This window comes from Amycolatopsis sp. NPDC051373 (assembly GCF_040689465.1).
In the GTDB taxonomy this organism is placed as follows: Bacteria; Actinomycetota; Actinomycetes; order Mycobacteriales; family Pseudonocardiaceae; genus Amycolatopsis.
Genome location: NZ_JBFBAE010000035.1, coordinates 90,982 through 107,774, shown reverse-complemented (window position 1 = coordinate 107,774; position 16,793 = coordinate 90,982). Strand labels below are relative to the sequence as shown.

Annotated in this window: 12 protein-coding genes and 1 pseudogene; 3 read left to right on the top strand and 10 right to left on the bottom strand. The window is 71.4% G+C overall.

Annotated features, from left to right (window positions below; genetic code table 11):
• The 3 genes and pseudogenes from AB0383_RS43520 to AB0383_RS43510 form a co-directional block, all read right to left on the bottom strand.
• Nucleotides 1-353 (bottom strand): annotated as a pseudogene (locus AB0383_RS43520) (exopolyphosphatase); the annotation flags it as partial.
• Between the two features lie 206 nt (nucleotides 354-559).
• Nucleotides 560-1,600 (bottom strand): LLM class F420-dependent oxidoreductase, encoded by a 1,041-nt coding sequence (locus tag AB0383_RS43515; protein WP_364186324.1) that lies wholly within the window; start codon nucleotides 1,598-1,600, stop codon nucleotides 560-562.
• Nucleotides 1,601-1,983: 383 nt separating this feature from the next.
• The gene (locus AB0383_RS43510; RefSeq protein ID WP_364186326.1) at nucleotides 1,984-3,147 is read right to left on the bottom strand and encodes an ROK family protein; all 1,164 of its coding nucleotides are present in this window, start codon (nucleotides 3,145-3,147) and stop codon (nucleotides 1,984-1,986) included.
• Between the two features lie 140 nt (nucleotides 3,148-3,287).
• Here AB0383_RS43510 and AB0383_RS43505 point away from each other — a divergent pair, with 140 nt between their 5' ends.
• Nucleotides 3,288-4,595: a glycosyl hydrolase family 8 gene (locus AB0383_RS43505; RefSeq protein ID WP_364186328.1), complete on the top strand. Its 1,308-nt coding sequence runs from the start codon at nucleotides 3,288-3,290 to the stop codon at nucleotides 4,593-4,595.
• Nucleotides 4,596-4,968: 373 nt separating this feature from the next.
• Here AB0383_RS43505 and AB0383_RS43500 read toward each other — a convergent pair whose 3' ends face one another.
• The gene (locus tag AB0383_RS43500) at nucleotides 4,969-5,562 is read right to left on the bottom strand and encodes a TetR/AcrR family transcriptional regulator (RefSeq protein ID WP_364186329.1); all 594 of its coding nucleotides are present in this window, start codon (nucleotides 5,560-5,562) and stop codon (nucleotides 4,969-4,971) included.
• 292 nt (nucleotides 5,563-5,854) lie between these two features.
• Here AB0383_RS43500 and AB0383_RS43495 point away from each other — a divergent pair, with 292 nt between their 5' ends.
• A complete protein-coding gene (locus AB0383_RS43495) occupies nucleotides 5,855-7,126 on the top strand; it encodes an MFS transporter (protein ID WP_364186331.1) in 1,272 nt (423 codons plus the stop codon).
• A 253-nt stretch (nucleotides 7,127-7,379) separates the two neighbouring features.
• On the opposite strand, the gene fahA is transcribed toward AB0383_RS43495, so the two are convergent.
• Nucleotides 7,380-8,585, bottom strand: coding sequence for a fumarylacetoacetase (gene fahA / locus AB0383_RS43490; RefSeq protein ID WP_364186332.1), 1,206 nt, complete (start codon nucleotides 8,583-8,585; stop codon nucleotides 7,380-7,382).
• On the bottom strand, nucleotides 8,582-11,911 hold the full coding sequence (locus tag AB0383_RS43485; RefSeq protein ID WP_366190319.1) for a DUF885 domain-containing protein: 3,330 nt from the start codon (nucleotides 11,909-11,911) through the stop codon (nucleotides 8,582-8,584). The genes fahA and AB0383_RS43485 overlap by 4 nt, the downstream gene beginning before the upstream one ends.
• A gap of 222 nt (nucleotides 11,912-12,133) precedes the next feature.
• Here AB0383_RS43485 and AB0383_RS43480 point away from each other — a divergent pair, with 222 nt between their 5' ends.
• Nucleotides 12,134-13,156 (top strand): AsnC family protein, encoded by a 1,023-nt coding sequence (locus AB0383_RS43480; protein ID WP_366190318.1) that lies wholly within the window; start codon nucleotides 12,134-12,136, stop codon nucleotides 13,154-13,156.
• On the opposite strand, the gene AB0383_RS43475 is transcribed toward AB0383_RS43480, so the two are convergent.
• The 4 genes from AB0383_RS43475 to AB0383_RS43460 form a co-directional block, all read right to left on the bottom strand.
• Complete coding sequence (locus tag AB0383_RS43475; protein ID WP_364186336.1) at nucleotides 13,153-14,082, bottom strand: RluA family pseudouridine synthase; 930 nt, start codon at nucleotides 14,080-14,082, stop codon at nucleotides 13,153-13,155. The genes AB0383_RS43480 and AB0383_RS43475 overlap by 4 nt on opposite strands.
• Nucleotides 14,079-14,660, bottom strand: coding sequence for a signal peptidase II (gene lspA, locus AB0383_RS43470; RefSeq protein ID WP_364186424.1), 582 nt, complete (start codon nucleotides 14,658-14,660; stop codon nucleotides 14,079-14,081). Before lspA ends, AB0383_RS43475 begins: the two co-directional genes overlap by 4 nt.
• 120 nt (nucleotides 14,661-14,780) lie before the next feature.
• Entirely contained in the window at nucleotides 14,781-15,401 is a 621-nt protein-coding gene (locus AB0383_RS43465; protein WP_364186338.1) for a hypothetical protein, read from the bottom strand.
• 22 nt (nucleotides 15,402-15,423) lie between these two features.
• Nucleotides 15,424-16,767 (bottom strand): aminotransferase class V-fold PLP-dependent enzyme, encoded by a 1,344-nt coding sequence (locus AB0383_RS43460; RefSeq protein ID WP_364186340.1) that lies wholly within the window; start codon nucleotides 16,765-16,767, stop codon nucleotides 15,424-15,426.
• Between the last annotated feature and the right edge of the window lie 26 nt (nucleotides 16,768-16,793).

The following is a 16,793-nucleotide window of genomic DNA, read 5'->3' as shown; positions in this document are numbered from 1 at the left end:
GCCTCGCGCCGGCCGGAGAGGAACTGCAGCTCCACACCGGTGTCGCGACGGACGCGGCGCACCACCTCGGTGGCGTTGGCCGCGTCCCGGATCGAAGACGTCGCCAGCGGGAACACGTCGCCTACGCCGTGATCCCTCGCCACGCCCACCCCGTCGGCCACCGCCGCGGAGATGGCAGCGATCCCACGCGGGCTCAGCCGGCAGTCGTTGTCGAGCTCACGGTCGAGGCGCAGCCGCGTCTGATGGCTCAGGGCGGGGGCCAGCGGCGTACCCCCGGGCTCGAGGACGACGAGCCGAGCGCTGAACGAACCCACGTCCAGAACTCCTGCAGCCGGCCCCGCTATTCTGCGCACAGTCAGGCCTACCTCGCTTTCGCCTTCGTGTTCCCCCGGAACACCGTTCCTACACCTGACGTGACCCATCAGAGGCAGATTTACGGTTTTCCCACCACCGCCGCTGGGCTCGAGGTGCGACTTCTTCACACCTTCCTATTACGACAGGATAAACCGAACGCCTGAGCGACTCCGGTTCGTCCCGCTCACCGGCGCGTCGGCGCAGGTCAGCCGATGATCTCCGTCAGCTTCGCCACCGCGTCGACCCGGGCCTCACGGCCGGGCTGCAGTGGACTGACCACAAGGGTGGTCACCCCCGCTTCCTCGAAAGCCGCCACCCGCTCCTTGACGTACGACGCGGGGCCCACGAGCGAGATCGCGCGCAGCAATTCCAGGGGCACGGCGGCCGCGGCCTCGTCCTTCTTGCCGTCCAGGTAGAGGTCCTGGATCTCCTTCGCCTCGGCCTCGAAGCCGTAGCGCTGGGCGAGGGTGTTGTAGAAGTTCTTGCCGCGCGCGCCCATCCCGCCGATGTAGAGCGCCAGGTGCGGCCGGATCCGGTCGAGCAGGTGCTCCACGTCGTCACCGATCGCGAGCGCCGGGCCCGCGAACACGTCCAACTCACCCAGCGCTGGGTCGCGCTTGGCCTTGCCCTCGGCCAGCGCCTCGCCCCACACGTCGTTCGCCTTCTCCGGGTGGAAGAAGATCGGCTCCCAGCCCTCGGCCAGCTCCGCGGTCAGCGCGACGTTCTTCGGCCCCAGCGCCGCCAGCAGGATCGGAATCCGCTCGCGCACCGGGTGGTTGATCAGCTTCAGCGGCTTGCCCAGCCCCGTGCCCTGCTCCGGCGGCAGCGGGATCGGGTAGTGCTTGCCCTCGTGCACCACTCGCTCGCGCCGCCACACCTGCCGGCAGATCTCCACGATCTCGCGCGTGCGGGCCAGCGGCGCGTCGTACTTCACGCCGTGGAACCCCTCGATCACCTGCGGGCCCGACGCGCCCAGCCCGAGCGTGAACCGGCCGCCGGACACGAAGTCCAGGCCCGCCGCCGTCATTGCGGTGAGGCTCGGCGTGCGCGTATAGATCTGGAAGATCCCCGACGCCAGCTGCACGCGCTCGGTCTTCGCCGCGAGGTACCCCAGCTGGCTCACCGCGTCGAAGCTGTAGGCCTCCGGGACGAAGGCGATGTCGAGCCCGACCTTCTCCAGCTCGACGATGTCCGCCACGCTGTCGGCGAACCCGCCGGAGTAGTTGATGCCCGTCCCGATCCTCATCGTGCTCCCTCGTTCCCACGGCCCGGCGCGCCAGCCTGGCTAAGCGTGCGCTAAGTGGAGGCTACCGGGGCTCTCGCGGCTGACACGGCGCCCGCGCCGACTTCATCGGCGCCGGCACGTTTCCCGCACCTCCTGCACCGACGCGCAATGGCCGGACCGTCCGTTCTCCCGGCCACCGGCGCCGCCGGCATTTCGCCGGATCGCCACCAGCGTTCCGTCGACCCCGCAGCGTCTCGGCGCGTCGCGCTCCCATCGAAAGCCGGGAAACCACAGCCGTGCGCCCGGTACGAAAGAGCCTCGGGTCCGGAAGGCACACGGGGCGAGGGTGCGTGACGAACGCGATCGGCGCCGTGGAGTCGAGCGATCGGCGTTGGTGACGGCTCTCAGCCGAGGTCGGCGAACTGGTTCGCCGTGATCACCGCGCCGAGCGCTTCGGCGCCGGTGCCGAGCGCACCCGGGAGAACCTCCGGCGTCCGGTTGGTGACCGGCGAAACGTTGCGCGCCAGCGTCTCCCTGATACCGGTGAGCAGGGGCTCGCCGGTCTGCGCGAGGGTGCCGCCGACGACGACCAGTTTCGGGTTGAGCACGGTGCAGACGGGGGCCAGCGCGATGCCGACGGCCCGGCCCGCGTCGCCGAGCAGGCGCCGGACGCCGGGATCTCCCTGGCGCGCCAGGGAGATCAGATCGGCGAAGCTGCAGGTGGGGCCGTGGCTGTGGGCGAGCGTGGCGGCGAGTGCGCGAGCCCCGACGACGGTCTCCAGGCAGCCCCGGTTGCCGCATCGGCAGATGTGCCCGTCCGGTACCACCGTGACGTGCCCGAGCTCGCCCGCGGCACCGGCGTCACCCTCGTAGAGCCGGCCCTGCAGGACGAGGCCGGCGCCGACCCCCTCGGACAGCATCACGTAGACGAAGTTGTCCGCGGACGCCGCCGCGCCGAGGCGCCATTCGGCGAGCGCGCCGAGGTCGGCGTCGTTGCCGACGTGCACCGGCAGGCCCATGCGCTTCCCGAGCCGGGCCGCGATGTCGACCTCCCCCCAATTGCTCAGCATCGGCGGCGAGCTGAGGGTCTGCGAACGCAGCAACACCGGAGCCGAGACCGCCACCCCGACGCCCAGCAGCTCCCGGTGCGGGATTTCGAGGTCCGCGACGAGGTCGAGCGCCGTGGAGGCCACATACTCGAGGGTGTCGGCCGGCTGGTGTTCGACGTCGATGTCGTGGGTGTGTTCGGCGCGCACGGTGCCGTCCACACCGGCGAGCAGGATCCGGACCCCCGCGTGGGCCAGGTGGATGCCGATCAGCGCGCCCAGCGCCGGGTTTACGGCGAGCGCCGCCGCCGGGCGCCCGCCCGCCACGCCCGCGGCGGGGACTCGCTGGGCCAGCTCGACCAGGACACCGTCCGTGATCAGGTCGGCGACGAGGCCGGAGACAGTGGCCGCCGAGAGGCCCGTCATGCGCGCGATCTCGAGACGAGTCGTCGGCCGCCCGAATCGTGCCGCGGCGAGAACTGTGCGCCGATTGCGCATTTGTCGCGTTTCCACTCCGGTCACGTTAGCAAGGTTAGCCCCATAATTGAAATAACCTCCCCCATTTCTGGCGGGGGTTGGCCATTGACTCGCTCTATCTCGGCCTCTTAAGTTGACGACGGCCCCGCAGCCACCGTGCCCGCCCTGACACGAGGAGGTGTCGTGTGCGCAAGACGATGAAACTCAGCACGCTGATTCTCGCGACCGCTGCTTTGTTGTCCTCCGTATCCGCGACCGCATTCGCCGCACCATTCCCCGCCCACAATCCACCCGGAAATCTGCACGCCGGGCCGTACCCCGACGCGTTCGCCCGCGCCGGGTACTCGAAGAGACAGGTCGATGCCAAGGTGAACGCCACCTGGCAACAGCTCTTCCACGGCAGCCCGGGCACCGACGCGAACCGCTACGACGGCCAGACGCTGTACTACCAGCTCGCGCCGGACTTGGCCTACGTCGAGGACATCGGCAACCAGGACGTGCGCACCGAAGGCATGGGTTACGCCATGATGATCGCGGTGCAACTGGGCCACAAGCAGGAGTTCGACTCGCTGTGGAACTTCGCCAAGACGAAGATGCAGATCCAGAGCGGGCCCGAGCAGTACTACTTCGCCTGGCACACCGACACCACCGGGAAGATCATCGACACCGGCGTGGCACCCGACGGGGACCAGTGGATCGCCGCGGCGCTCGACTTCGCGTCCGGCCGGTGGGGCGACGGGCGTGGGACTTACGACTACGGGCAGCAGGCGGAGCAGATCCTGCACGCGATGTGGCACGAGTCCGACCACGGCGGCGTCGACATGTTCGACCGCCAGTCCTCCCTGCCGACGTTCTCGCCGCCGTTCGCGGTCGGCTACACCGATCCCTCCTACAGCCTCACCGGGTTCTACAGGGTGTTCGCCGCGGCCGATCCGTCGGATCGCGAGCTGTGGGACAAGGCCTACACCGCGGGCGAAAAGCTGCTGCAGAAAGCGGCGAACCCGGCGACGGGCTTGGCGCCGGACTACGCCCACTTCGACGGCACGCCTTACCTGCGGCCGACCGAGACGGCCACCGACAATGCCTATGACCACAACTTCCAGGAAGACGCGTGGCGCGCCATCGCCAACGCCAACGTCGACGCTTCCTGGTACGGCGTCAAGCCGTGGGAGACGCAGTACTCCAACACGCTGGAGCGCTTCTTCCAGGGCCAGGGCGTCAGCACGTATGTCAGCCGCTACCACCTCGACGGCACACCGTTGACCTCCGGCCAGAACACCTACGAACCCGCGCACGCCGAGGGGCTCGTGGCGATGAACTCGACATCCGCGATCTCGGCCACCAATCCGGACAAGAACGCTTTTATCCGGGATTTCTGGAACACGCCGATCCCGACCGGGCGGGCCCGTTATTACGACGGAATGCTCTACCTGCTCGGGCTGCTCTACGACAGCGGCCAATTCAGGATCTGGGCACCGCACGGTAACCACTGAGCGGCATGCCGGGCAAGAAGAAGCCAGGGCGGGAGAGTCGGAATTCTCTCCCACCCTGGCTTCTTTTCTTCGAATCAAGGTCGCATCACTGCCGAGCCGCGCATTTCCCGGTTCGGCGAAGGTGGCGGACTTGCGCGGGCAGCCGGAGGCACCCGTCGCCGCTGAGGGCACGCCGGGCGGGAGGCGCGGCCGCCGACCTGCACCCTTCCAGGTCAGGCGCCCTGGTCCTGCCCTGAGAGGAAGGTCCGAGCCTCAATCGACAGGAAGCTCCCCTGTCCCGCCATCCCCGACCAGGGATGTTTCCGCAGTTCTCTCTACTAAGCGCGCGCTTGGCCCAGCGGGGCACGACCCGCGCGACCACCGCCCGCACGGATCACGGCTGCGCGGGCCGGCAGCCGACGATCCGCAGGGCGAAAGTGCCGTAGAGCGCGGCCACTTCGGCCGCGGTGTAGTGACCGTCCGGGTGGAACCAGGCCTTCGCGTTGTTGCCCATCTCCAGAATCGCGAACGAGGCGACCCGCGGTTCGGGCACGTCGAACCGGCCTTGCGCGCACCCGCGGTCGACGATGGCGAGGATCTGCGCGCCGTAGGCGTCACGTTTGTCGATGATGGCCTGGCGCAACGGTGTCTCCAGGTTGCGGATCTCGCTGTTGCAGACCGTGACCTCGGCGGGGTTCTCGAGGAAGTCCAGCACCGTCACCTCGGTGGCCCGCCGCAGCTGGTCCGCCAGGTCGGTCACCCCGTCGAGGGCGGCGGCGAGCGCGGCCAGGGCGCGGTCCATCGCCACGTCCATGATCCGGTAGAGGAGATCCTGCTTGGACGTGACGTGGTTGTAGAGGTTCGGCGCGGAGACCGCCAAGACCTGCGCGATGTCCTTCATCGAGGTGCCGCTGTAGCCCCGGCTCGCGAACAGATCGCGAGCGGCTTCGTGCACGGCCTGCGGCGAGACGGCCGTTGACTTGGTCACAGCTCCAGACTATCGTCCTTTTCCACCCATTAATGAACGTTAATTAACCGTCGATCGGCCGACTCCGGCCGATCGATCTCGCGAACGGCCGACTCAGCCACAGCCACGCGGCCGCCCTCGCTCCTGGATGCCAATGCAGTCATCGGGTTCGGACGGCGCTTCCCGCCGCCCCCAAAACGACGAGGAGAGGTACATGGCGAGTGAGCTGACGCCGGACCGGTCACCGAGCACATCGAGATCCGCGACCGCGGAGGGTGCTTCCGCGGGGCCGTCGCCCCAAGCTCGTCCACCGATGCGGCGGGTCGCCCTGTCGGTGCTGATCGGCACGACCATCGAGTGGTACGACTTCCAGCTCTACGGGATCGCCGCCGCCCTGGTCATCGCACCGCTGTACTTTCCATCCGCGGACCCGCTCGCCGGCTCGTTGCTCGCGTTCTCCACCTTCGCGATCGGGTTCGGGGCCCGGCCGATCGGCGGGATCATCCTCGGCCACTTCGGCGACCGGATCGGCCGCAAGAAGATGCTGGTCCTGTCGCTGACCATGATGGGGTTCGCGACCTTCCTCATGGGCGTGCTGCCGACGTATGCGCAAGTGGGCGTGTGGGCGCCGATCCTCATGGTGCTGTTGCGCCTGGTGCAGGGCTTCGGAGTCGGTGGCGAATGGGGCGGCGCCGTGCTCACGGCCGTGGAATACGCCTCGCCCCGCAAGCGCGGCCTCTACGGCAGCCTCCCCCAGATCGGCGTCCCGGCCGGGCTGGTGCTGTCCACGCTGGTGTTCCTGCTGGTTTCGCAGCTGCCCGAGCAGCAGTTCATGGCGTGGGGCTGGCGGATTCCGTTCCTCATCAGCATCGTGCTGGTGGCCGTGGGGCTCGTGGTGCGGTTGCAGCTGCGCGAGACGCCGGTGTTCGAGAAGGTCCGTGAACGCAACGAGGCTCAGCGCGCGCCGCTGATCACCGCGATCCGCGCGTACCCCAAGCAGATCCTGCTCGCCATCGGGTCGATGGTCAGCACCGGTGCTTACTACTACATCGTCAACGCCTACGCCCTGAGCTATGCCGCCTCGGCGAAAACCATCGACCGGGCCTCCTTGCTCACCGCCATCATGGTCTCCGGCGTGGTCGCGTGCGCGGCACTGCCGTACTTCGGCTCGATGAGCGAACGGTTCGGCAGGCGCCGCATGATCCTGATCGGCCTCGCCGCGATGGCGGCGTGGATCTACCCGACGATCCTCGCGGTCGCGAGCGGCAACTTCGCCGCCGTGATGGCGGCCTACCTCGTGGGCGCGGTCTTCTTCAGCATCAGCTACGGGCCGCAGGCCACCTTCATCGTCGAGATGTTCGACGCCCGGGTCCGGTTCAGCGCCGCGTCGACCAGTTTCCAGATCGGTGTCCTGCTGGGCGGCGCGCTCGCGCCGATCATCGCGGCTTCACTGGTGCGGGCCACCGGCTCGGTCGTCTCGGTCGCCGTCTACGTCTGTCTGGTGTCGTTGCTGTCGCTGGGCTGCGTGCTGGGCGTCAGCCGGGCGGCACTGGCCCGAGGGAGTGCCGACCTCGACTCCGTGTGATCACTCCATCCCCGATCACCTCGGAGTTTTCGGCTGCGCGGATCTGCCTGCGCGCCTCGGGGGCCGTGCCCACGCGGGTACGGCCCCTTGGGGTGTTCGCGTGCTGCCACCACGGATTGCGGCGCGAACGCGCAGGGGTTGTCGGGCACCGTCCGCAGCAGTTGCACGCCGCTCTCCTCGCACCCATGCGGCACTCCGACGGAGCTCTCACGGTGCGGCGCCGGTGGTCGCGACGGGAGCGGAACCTCCCGGCCTAGCGGGGCACGACCCGCCCGGCCACCTCCCCGAAGCCGATCCGGCTGCCGGCCGGCCCGGGCGCGGTGGCGCTGATCGAGACCTCGTCGCCGTCTTCGAGGAACGTCCGCGTCTCGCCGTCGCCCAGCGCGAACGGTTCGCGCCCGCCCCAGCTCAGCTCCAGCAGCGACCCGCGCTGCTCCTTGGCCGCGCCGGTGACGGTGCCCGACGCGTACAAGTCGCCGGTCCGCAGGCTCGCGCCGTTCACGGTCATGTGCGCGAGCTGCTGCGGCGCCGTCCAGTACTGCGTGGCGAACGGCGGGCTCGACACGAGGTGGCCGTTGATCCGGATCTCCAGCGCCAGGTCCAGCCCCCACGGCTCGGTGACCCGCAGGTACTCCAGCGGCTCCGGATCCTGCGTCGGCTGCGGCACGCGCGCGTGCTCAAGCGCGGCCAGCGGCACGATCCAGGGCGCCACCGACGTGGCGAACGACTTCCCGAGGAACGGCCCCAGCGGCTGCGACTCCCAGCCCTGGATGTCGCGCGCCGACCAGTCGTTGACCAGGCACACGCCGAACACGTGCTTCGCGAAGTCCTCGACCGGCACCCGCGTGCCCAGCGTCGACGGGGTGCCCACCACGAAGCCGACCTCGGCCTCGATGTCGAGCAGCCGCGACGGCCCGAACGACGGCTCCGTGGCCGTGCGCGGCTTGCGCTGCCCCGACGGCCGCACGACCGGCGTTCCCGACACCACGACCGTGCCGGCGCGCCCGTGGTAGCCGATCGGGAGGTGCTTCCAGTTCGGCATCAGCTCGTCGTCGGCGCCGCGGAAGATCCGCCCGGCGTTGATCGCGTGCTGCTCGCTCGAGTAGAAGTCGACGTAGTCCGCGACCTCGAACGGCAGGTGGTTCGTGATCTCCGTGCGCGGCACGAGGTGCGGGCGCACCTGGCCGGCGTAGCGCTCGGCCGTGAGCCACTCCCGCACCTGCTCGCGCACGTCGTGCCACGTCGCGGGCCCGGCCGCCAGCAGCGGGTTGAGCACGCCGCTCGTGAGCAGCTGTGCGAACGGCGCCGCCGCTTCCTCGGCCGCCGCCGACAGGTCGAGCGCGTGCTCGCCCACCGCCACGCCGACGCGGCGTTCGGGCTCGCCGCCGCGGGAGAACACGCCGTAGGGCAGGTTGTCGAGCCCGAAGTCCGTGTCCTCGGACAGGTCGAGCCAGGTCACCGCGCGCTCTCCGCCTGCCTGGCGGCGATCCACCCGGTCACGAGCGTGTCCAGTGTGGACAGTGGCAGGTTCCCGTTGCCCAGCACCACGCCGTGGAACTCGCGGATGTCGAAGTCCGCGCCCAGCGCCTCCTCGGCCGCGGCGCGCACGCGCTCGATCTCCAGGCGCCCCACCATGTAGCCGAGCGCCTGGCCCGGGTTCGCGACGTAGCGGTCGATCTCCGCCTCGATCTCGATCCGTGCCATCGGCGTGTTGGCCACGGCGTAGTCCACGGCCTGCTGCCTGGTCCAGCCCAGCGCGTGCAGGCCCGTGTCGACCACGAGGCGGGCGGCGCGCATCGAGTCCTGCGTGAGCATGCCCAGGCGTGTGACGTCGTCGGAGTACAGGCCCATCTCCTCGGCCAGCCGCTCGGAGTAGAGGCCCCAGCCCTCGATGTAGGCGTTGAACGGCACCAGCCGCCGCAGCAGCGGCAGGTCCGTGAGCTCCTGCGCGAACGAGAGCTGGAAGTGGTGCCCCGGCACGGCTTCGTGGAACGCGATCCCCTCGCTGGTGAACCGCGGCCGCGAGCTCGCCTCGTGGGTGTTGGCGTAGTACGTGCCCGGCCGCGAGCCGTCGAGCGACGCGGGCAGGTAGTAGGCGATGGTGCCGCTGGCCGCGTCGGCCTCGGGCACCGGCGCCACCACGCACTTCGCCGCGGGCACGCGTGAGAACCACTGCGGCGCAACGGCTTCCGCCCGCGTGATGGCGGCGCGCGCGCCGGCCAGCAGCTCCTCGCCGTCGCGCCAGCGCAGCTCGGGGTCGCTGCGCAGGTGCTCGAAGATCTCGGCGAGGTCCTCGGTGCCGAACACCCGCCCGCCCAGCTCGCGGTACTCCCCCGCCAGCTTCTCGGCGATCCGCAGACCCGTGTCGTGCAGGTCCTGCGCCGTGCGGTCGGTGGTGGTCTCGGCGCGGATCAGGCCCTGGTACTTCTCCTGCCCGCCCGGCAGGTGCCCGATGCCCGGCTCCGACTCGGGCTTGGCCAGCGGCGCCACCTCGTCGGCCAGGAACGCACGGTAGCGCGCATACGCCGGGTGCACGACCTCGGCCAGCAGCCGGTCGCGTTCCTCCGCGAACCCCGCGATCTCGATGGCCGGGCTGACGCGCAGCGGGTCGGCGTCCCCGGCGGCGAGGTAGCGCTCGACGTACTCGATGCCCACGCGCACGAGGAAGTCCGGCGGCGCGAACCCGTCGGCCAGGGTGGCGCGCTGGGCCTCGATCACCGCGTCGAGGTAGCCGCCGTAGCCCGCGAGCCGGCGCAGGTAGCCCCGCGCCTTCTCCTCGTCGTCCGGCACCATCGCCGAGAGAGTGGTGACGAGGTTCAGCGCGGGCGAGCTGAACCCGTCGCTCACGGCGAACCCGGGCAGTCTCGAGTCGAGCGTGTCGACGACGCCGCGGGCGCGGGCGATCACCACGTCGCGCGTCACGGCGTCCGTGGCCGAAAGGCCGGCGCGGTCGATGGCCTCCGCACGGTCGGCGAGGTCGGCGAAGCGGGCGCGGAAGCTCGCAGTCGCGGCGAGGCTCGGGTCGGGCAGCGCGCCGTGGTCGCCGGGCAAGCCGTACATCGTGCGCACGAGCGGCTCGCGTTCGAACTCGAGCTCCAACAGGTCTTCGGCCAGGCCCGCGACGGTGTCCCCGTGGCCGGCGACCCACTGCGCGACCACGGTGTCGAGCACCGACAGCGGGAGCGCGCCGCCGGAGAGCACCACATCGTGGAACGCGCGGACGTCGAACTCACCGCCCAGCCGGGTCTCGGCGGCGGCACGGATCCGCTGGATCTCCAGGCGCCCCACCAGGTACGCGAGCGCCTGGCCCGGGTAGCCGATGTAGCGGTCGACCTCGGCCTCGATCTCCAACCGGCCCATGGGCGTGTTGCCGACGAGGTAGTCCACGGCCTGCTGCCGGGTCCAGCCCAGCGCGTGCAGCCCGGTGTCGACCACGAGCCGCCCGGCGCGCATCGACTCCAGCGTGAGCATGCCGAGCAGCGAGACGTCGTCGGAGTACAGGCCCATCTCGTCGGCGAGGCGCTCGGTGTAGAGACCCCAGCCCTCCACGTAGGCGTTGAAATCGCCGAGGCGGCGCAGCAGCGGCAGGTCGGTGAGCTCGAGCGCGGTGCTCAGCTGGAAGTGGTGGCCCGGGATCGCCTCGTGGAACGCCGTGGCCTCGGCGGTGTGCCGGAACCGTTCGGTGGCCTCGTAGGTGTTGGCGAAGTAGGTGCCCGGGCGCGAGCCGTCGACGGCCGGCGGCATGAAGTACGCGGGCGGTGCGCCGGGCGCGGAGTCCTCCGGCACGGCCTCGACCGTCCACGGCTGCGGCGGGATCGTGCCGAACCACTTCGGCGACTCGGCCGCCGCGCGCGTGATGGCCGAGCGCGCGGTGTCGAGCAGCTCCTCGGCGCTCGTCCAGCGCAGCTTCGGGTCGGTGCGCAGCCGCTCGAAGATCTCCTGCAGGTCGCGCGTGCCGAACACGCGCTCGCCCAGTGCCTGGTACTGCTCGACCTGGCCCGCGATCACCTCGAGGCCGGTGTCGTGCAGCTCCTGCGGCGAACGGTCGGTGGTGGTGTGCATGCGCGCGAGGCGCGCGTAGATCTCGTCCCCGCCGGGCAGCCACGACACGCCCACGCGGTCGTCGGGCCGGCCGTGGGCGAGCACCTCGGCTTCGAGGAAGTCGCGGTATTCCTTGAACGCCGGGCGCACGACGTCGCGCAGCAGCTCCTCACGCCGGCTCGCGAACCCCGCGTCCGGCGCCGGCTGGCGCAGCAGCGGGTCGCCCGCCGGCTCGGCGAGGTAGCGGTCGACATGGGCGATCGCGCCCTTCACCAGCCGTTCGACCGGCACCAGCCCGGCCTCGATGCCCTCGCGGTGCCGCAGCGCGACCGCGCGCAGGAAGGCCGGGATCCCGGCCAGCCGGTCGAGGTGGACGGCGGCTTTGTCCCCCGGCAGCACGGGCACCATCGGCAGCGCCGAGAGCAGGCCCGCCGCGGGTCCGACGAACAGGTCGGTCACGGTGAACTCGCCGAAGTGGCTGTCGATGAGGTCGAGCTTGCCCTCGATCGAGTTGATCACCACCTCGCGCGTGACGCGGTCCGTCGCGTCGAGCTCGCCGGCCTCGATCGCCCGCGCGCGCTCCAGCAGCCCGGCGAGCCGCTCGCGGTATGCGGCTTCGGCGGCAGCGCTCGGGTCGCCGAGCCCCGGCGCGTCGGGCTTGATGCCCAGGATCGCGGCGGAGAGCGGTTCGAAGCCGAACATCTCGTCGACGAGCTCGTCGGCGAGATCGGTGACGACGGTCATGGGTGCGGACTCCCGGGGTTCGGTGGTGCCGTGCGATTCCGACCCTAATGGAGACCCAGGCCCCGGGGTGGCGTTCCGGCACGAGCGTCCCGTTCACCCATGGTGAACGGCGGATCCGTGCCGTTCCGGATACCCGGAGCCACCGAAACCGGGCTGGGGCCACCGGACCGGGCGACGCGGCCCGGCCTCGCCCGGAGCGGCCCGGAAGGTAGCGTTCCCCGAGTGGCCGTGACCGATCCCGCCGATGTCCGCCTGCTCGCCGCCCTCGCCGAGGTGGGCAAAACGGCCGTGCACGACCTCGCCGCGAAGGTGGGCATGGACCCGCGTGAGGTCGCCTACCGCCTGGTTGCCTTGTCCGGTAGCGGGTTGCCGCTGCTCGTGGGCGTGGAGAGCGACCCGGCCGGGCTGCGCGCGGCGATCGCGGGGGCGCCGCCGTCGTGGCAGCAGGCCCCGCCGCCCTCGGGGGCGATGCCCGTCGCCGCGCCCGGCGGACGGCCCGGCCCGGGCATGCCGGACGGAGCGGGTCCCGGGATGCCGACGGGACAAGGACTTCCGGCCGCGGCCCCACCGAGCGCCCCCGTTCCGCGTCCCGGGAACGGACCCGGAACGCCGGGTGCGCCGTCCGTCCACGGTGGACCGTCGAGACCCGTGCACGGCGTGCCGTCCGGCCCGTACGGAGTCCCTTCGGGTTCCTATGGCGTGCCGTCCGGCGCGTACGCGGCTGCACCGCCCCCGCTCGACCCCGCGTTGAGCACGTGGGGGGTGCCGCAGACGGCGTCTTGGGCGCGCGGCGACGAACCGCGCCGCGCAGGGCCCGCCGAGGGCAAACGCGGCCGGATCGGCGAGACGCTCGCGACGCAGGGGCTCGAAGGCGAGCAGCTCACCGTGCAGCTGCTGGAAGTGCAGGACCCTGCCGACTACCTGTTCGGCGCCGCCGGCTACCGGCTCGACGCGGGCGAGCGGGCGGTGGTCGTGCACACCGAGATCACCAACCGCGGCAACGTGCCGTTCGCGTCGCTGCCGGACAACTATCTGGAGCTCGTCACGGCCGACGGCACGACGGTCGCCAAGGCGCCCGTGTCGCTGACCTCCCGGCCGCCGCACAAGATCGGCGTGCGGCCCGGCGAGACGCTCGGCGGCCACACCGTCTACGTCATCCCGGACACGACGCGCGTGGTCTCGGTCCGTTGGAGCCCCCGCCCTGAGCCGGACGACCGCACGCTGACCTGGGCCGTCGAGGGCTAGTAGCTCTCCTCGCGCAGGATCTCCAGCGCGCGGGCGAGGTCGTCGGGGTACTCGGCCTCGAACTCGACCCAGCGGCCGTCGGCCGGGTGCGCGAAGCCGAGGGTTCGGGCGTGCAGCCACTGCCGCGTGAGGCCGAGGTGGCGCGCCAGCACCGGGTCGGCGCCGTAGGTCAGGTCGCCCGCGCACGGGTGGCGCAGCGCGGAGAAGTGCACGCGGATCTGGTGCGTGCGGCCCGTCTCGAGCTTCACGTGGGCCAGCGACGCGGCTCGGAACGCCTCCACCACCTCGTAGTGCGTCACGCTCGGGCGTCCGCCCGCGACCACGGCGAACTTGTAGTCGTGGCGCGGGTGGCGGTCGATCGGCGCGTCGATGGTGCCGCGCGTCGGGTCCGGGTGGCCCTGGACCACGGCGTGGTAGCCCTTGTCGACGGTGCGCTCCTTGAACGCGCGCTTGAGCACCGTGTACGCGTGCTCGCTCTTGGCCACCACCATCACGCCGGTGGTGCCCGCGTCGAGCCGGTGCACCACACCCTGGCGTTCGGCGGCGCCCGAGGTCGAGATTCGCAGGCCCGCGGCGGCCAGGCCGCCGACGACCGTCGGCCCGGTCCAGCCGGGGCTCGGGTGCACGGCGACGCCCACCGGCTTGGAGATCACGATGATGTCGTCGTCGTCGTGGAGGATCTTCATGCCCTCCACGGGCTCGGCGACGACCTGGATCGGGGACTCCGGCTCCGGCAGCGTCACTTCGAGCAGGCCGCCGGCGGTCAGGCGGTCGGACTTGCCGGCGGGCCGGCCGTCCACCAGTACGTCCCCGGCTTCGGCGAGCTCCGCCACCACCGTGCGGGACAGGCCCAGTAGCTTGGCGAGGCCGGCGTCGACGCGCATGCCGTCGAGCCCGTCGGGGACGGGCAGCAGGCGCGCGGTCACGCGGTCTCCTTCTTGCTGTTCTTGTCGCGGGTCGAGGTGCCGTCGTAGTCCTTGCCCAGCAGCGACAGCAGCACGATGAGCACGCCGCCGCAGCAGATCGCGGAGTCGGCGATGTTGAAGATCGCGAAGCCCTCGCCGTTGGGGGCGAAGGCCGAGATGAAGTCGATGACGTGGCCGCGCAGCGGGCCGGGGGCCCGGAAGATGCGGTCGGTGAGGTTGCCGAGCGCGCCCGCGAGCACCAGGCCGAGGCCGATGGCCCAGCCGACGCTGCGCAGCCGCCGCGAGAGCCAGATGATGGCGACGGCCACGGCCGCCGCGACCAGCGCGAGCACCCACGTCATGCCCGTGGCCATCGAGAACGCGGCACCGGGGTTACGGATCACCTGCAGGTAGATGAGCCCGCCGAGGACGCGCACCGGCTCCTTGCCCTCGAGGTTGGCCGCCACGAGGTTCTTCGACACCAGGTCGATCACCCAGATCAGGGCCGCGACCGCGAACACCAGCCCGACCCGGCGCTTGGGCAGCACCACGGGCGCTTCGGGCTCCTCCGAGACCGCTGAGGCCGCGTCACCGCTCACCGCCGGTTCGACGGCGGGCGCGCCTTCGGGCCGGCCGGGTTCGGGCGAACCGGGCTCGGACAGATCGTGTTCGGACGAGGAGGGCTCGGTGCTCACGCCCCCATTGTCCACGCCCCGGCCTCACCCGTTCGCGGCGGCAGGCCGCGAACGCCCCTTCACGGGTCCGGCGACCACCAGAAACGCCGCCGCGAGCAGCACCACTGCCGACGAAACCACCCCCGCGACCCCCGGTAGCAGCACCGCCACCGCCACGAAGCCCACTGTGACCGCGAGGACCAGGAGACTGCGCTCGTACCCCGCCAGCACCACCAGCCCCACGGCGGCCAGCGCCGGGCCGCGGGCGTCGGCGTCGAGGTCGAATTGGGCGTAGGCGGCGAGGTCGAGCACGGGCACCGCCAGCACACCGCCGGCGAGGACCAGGGCGATCCGGCCGGGTTTCGGCCTGGTCCCGGCTCGCGCATAGCCGAAGAGCACGATCGCCACGACCAGCGCGAGTGCGATCGGCCAGCCCAGCGCCGACGTGGAGGCCGGCGCGGGCAGCGAATCCTGGCTCAGGAACTGCTCACCGCCGATGGCCGTGCCGAAGTAGTCCACGTGCACGCGGTCCATCGGCACCGCGGACAGGTTCACGAACTCGCCCACGGCAGAACCGGCACCGGCCGCGAGCCGCACCGCGGCCAGGATCAGCTCGGCGAAGCCCAGCAGTGCGAGCGGAACCCAGAAACCCCAAGATCTCCCCACGCGCCGAGGGTAGCGAGCGGGCTCAGGCGCAGAACGGCGGCAGCTCCCGCGGGTCCCCCACCGGGGCCCAGCGGCCGTCGACCTTCGTGTACTCCCAGCGGGCGCCGCGGGCGACGATCTGGCGCAGCGCCAACACGAGGCGGTCCACGTGCTCCTCGGTGCTGCCCAGGCCGAGGCTCACGCGCACGGCCTGCTGCCCGTCGCGGCCGCATTCGCCGATGAGGCGTTTGGTGGCGACGTGGGCGCAGAACGCGCCGTCGCGTACGCCGATGCCGTACTCGGCCGAAAGGACCGCGGCGAGCCAGCCGGGTTCGAAGCCGTCGACGATGAAGCTCACCGTGCCCACGCGGTCCACCGGCGCGTCGAACAGGCGCAGCTCGGCGCAGCCGGGCACGCCGGACAGGCCCTTGCGCAGCCGCTCCAGCAGCGTGGCCTCGTGCTCGCCCACGGCGGCCCAGCGCGCGGACAGCTGCTCGCACGCGACGCCGAGCGCGTAGACGCCGACGGTGTTCGGCGAACCGGCCTCGTGCCGCTCGGCACCGGTGTTCCACACCACGGCGTCCTCGGTCACGAGCTTCGTCGCTCCCCCGCCGGCGAGGTACGGCTCGGCGGCGCGCAGCCAGTCGGACCGGCCGATGAGCGCGCCGGCGCCGAAGGGCGCGTAGACCTTGTGCCCCGAAAGCGCGACGTAGTCGACGTCCAGCTCCCGCAGGGAAATCCGGCGGTGCGGCGCGAGCTGTGCGGCGTCCAGCGCCACCCGGGCGCCGTGCTTCCGTGCCACGGCGGCGATCTCGGCCACCGGCAGCAGCTCGCCGGTCACGTTGGACGCTCCGGTGACCACCACGAGCCGCGGTCCCTCCGGGCAGGCGGCCAGCGCTTCGTCCACAACGGACACCGCGGCCAGGCGCGTGCGCGGCAGCTGCACGCGGCGCACATTCGGGCCGCGCCAAGGCAGCAGGGCCGCGTGGTGCTCGGTGTCGAACACGACCACGGACGTGCGCCGCGGCAGCGAACGCGCCAGCAGGTTGAAGGAATCCGTGGTGTTGCGGGTGAACACGACGGTGTCGGTGGCACGCGCGTCGACGAACCGGCGCAGGATGTCGCGCGTGCGCTCGTAAAGGCGCGTGGACACCTGCGAAGCGAAGCCCGCGCCGCGGTGCACGCTCGCGTACCAGGGCAGGAACTCGTCGACGGCGGAGCGGACCGCGTCGAGACACGGCGCGCTCGCGGCGTGGTCGAGGTTCGCGTAGCCGATCTCGCCGCCGGTCACCAGCGGCACCCGCAGCGCCGCCCCCGCGACGCCGGGAATCCCCTGTGCGGCAACGGTTTCGGTGTTTTCAGCGGTGCGGTCCAGAGCGAGAGTCATGGCGGTGCCTCCTCGGCAGTCCGGGG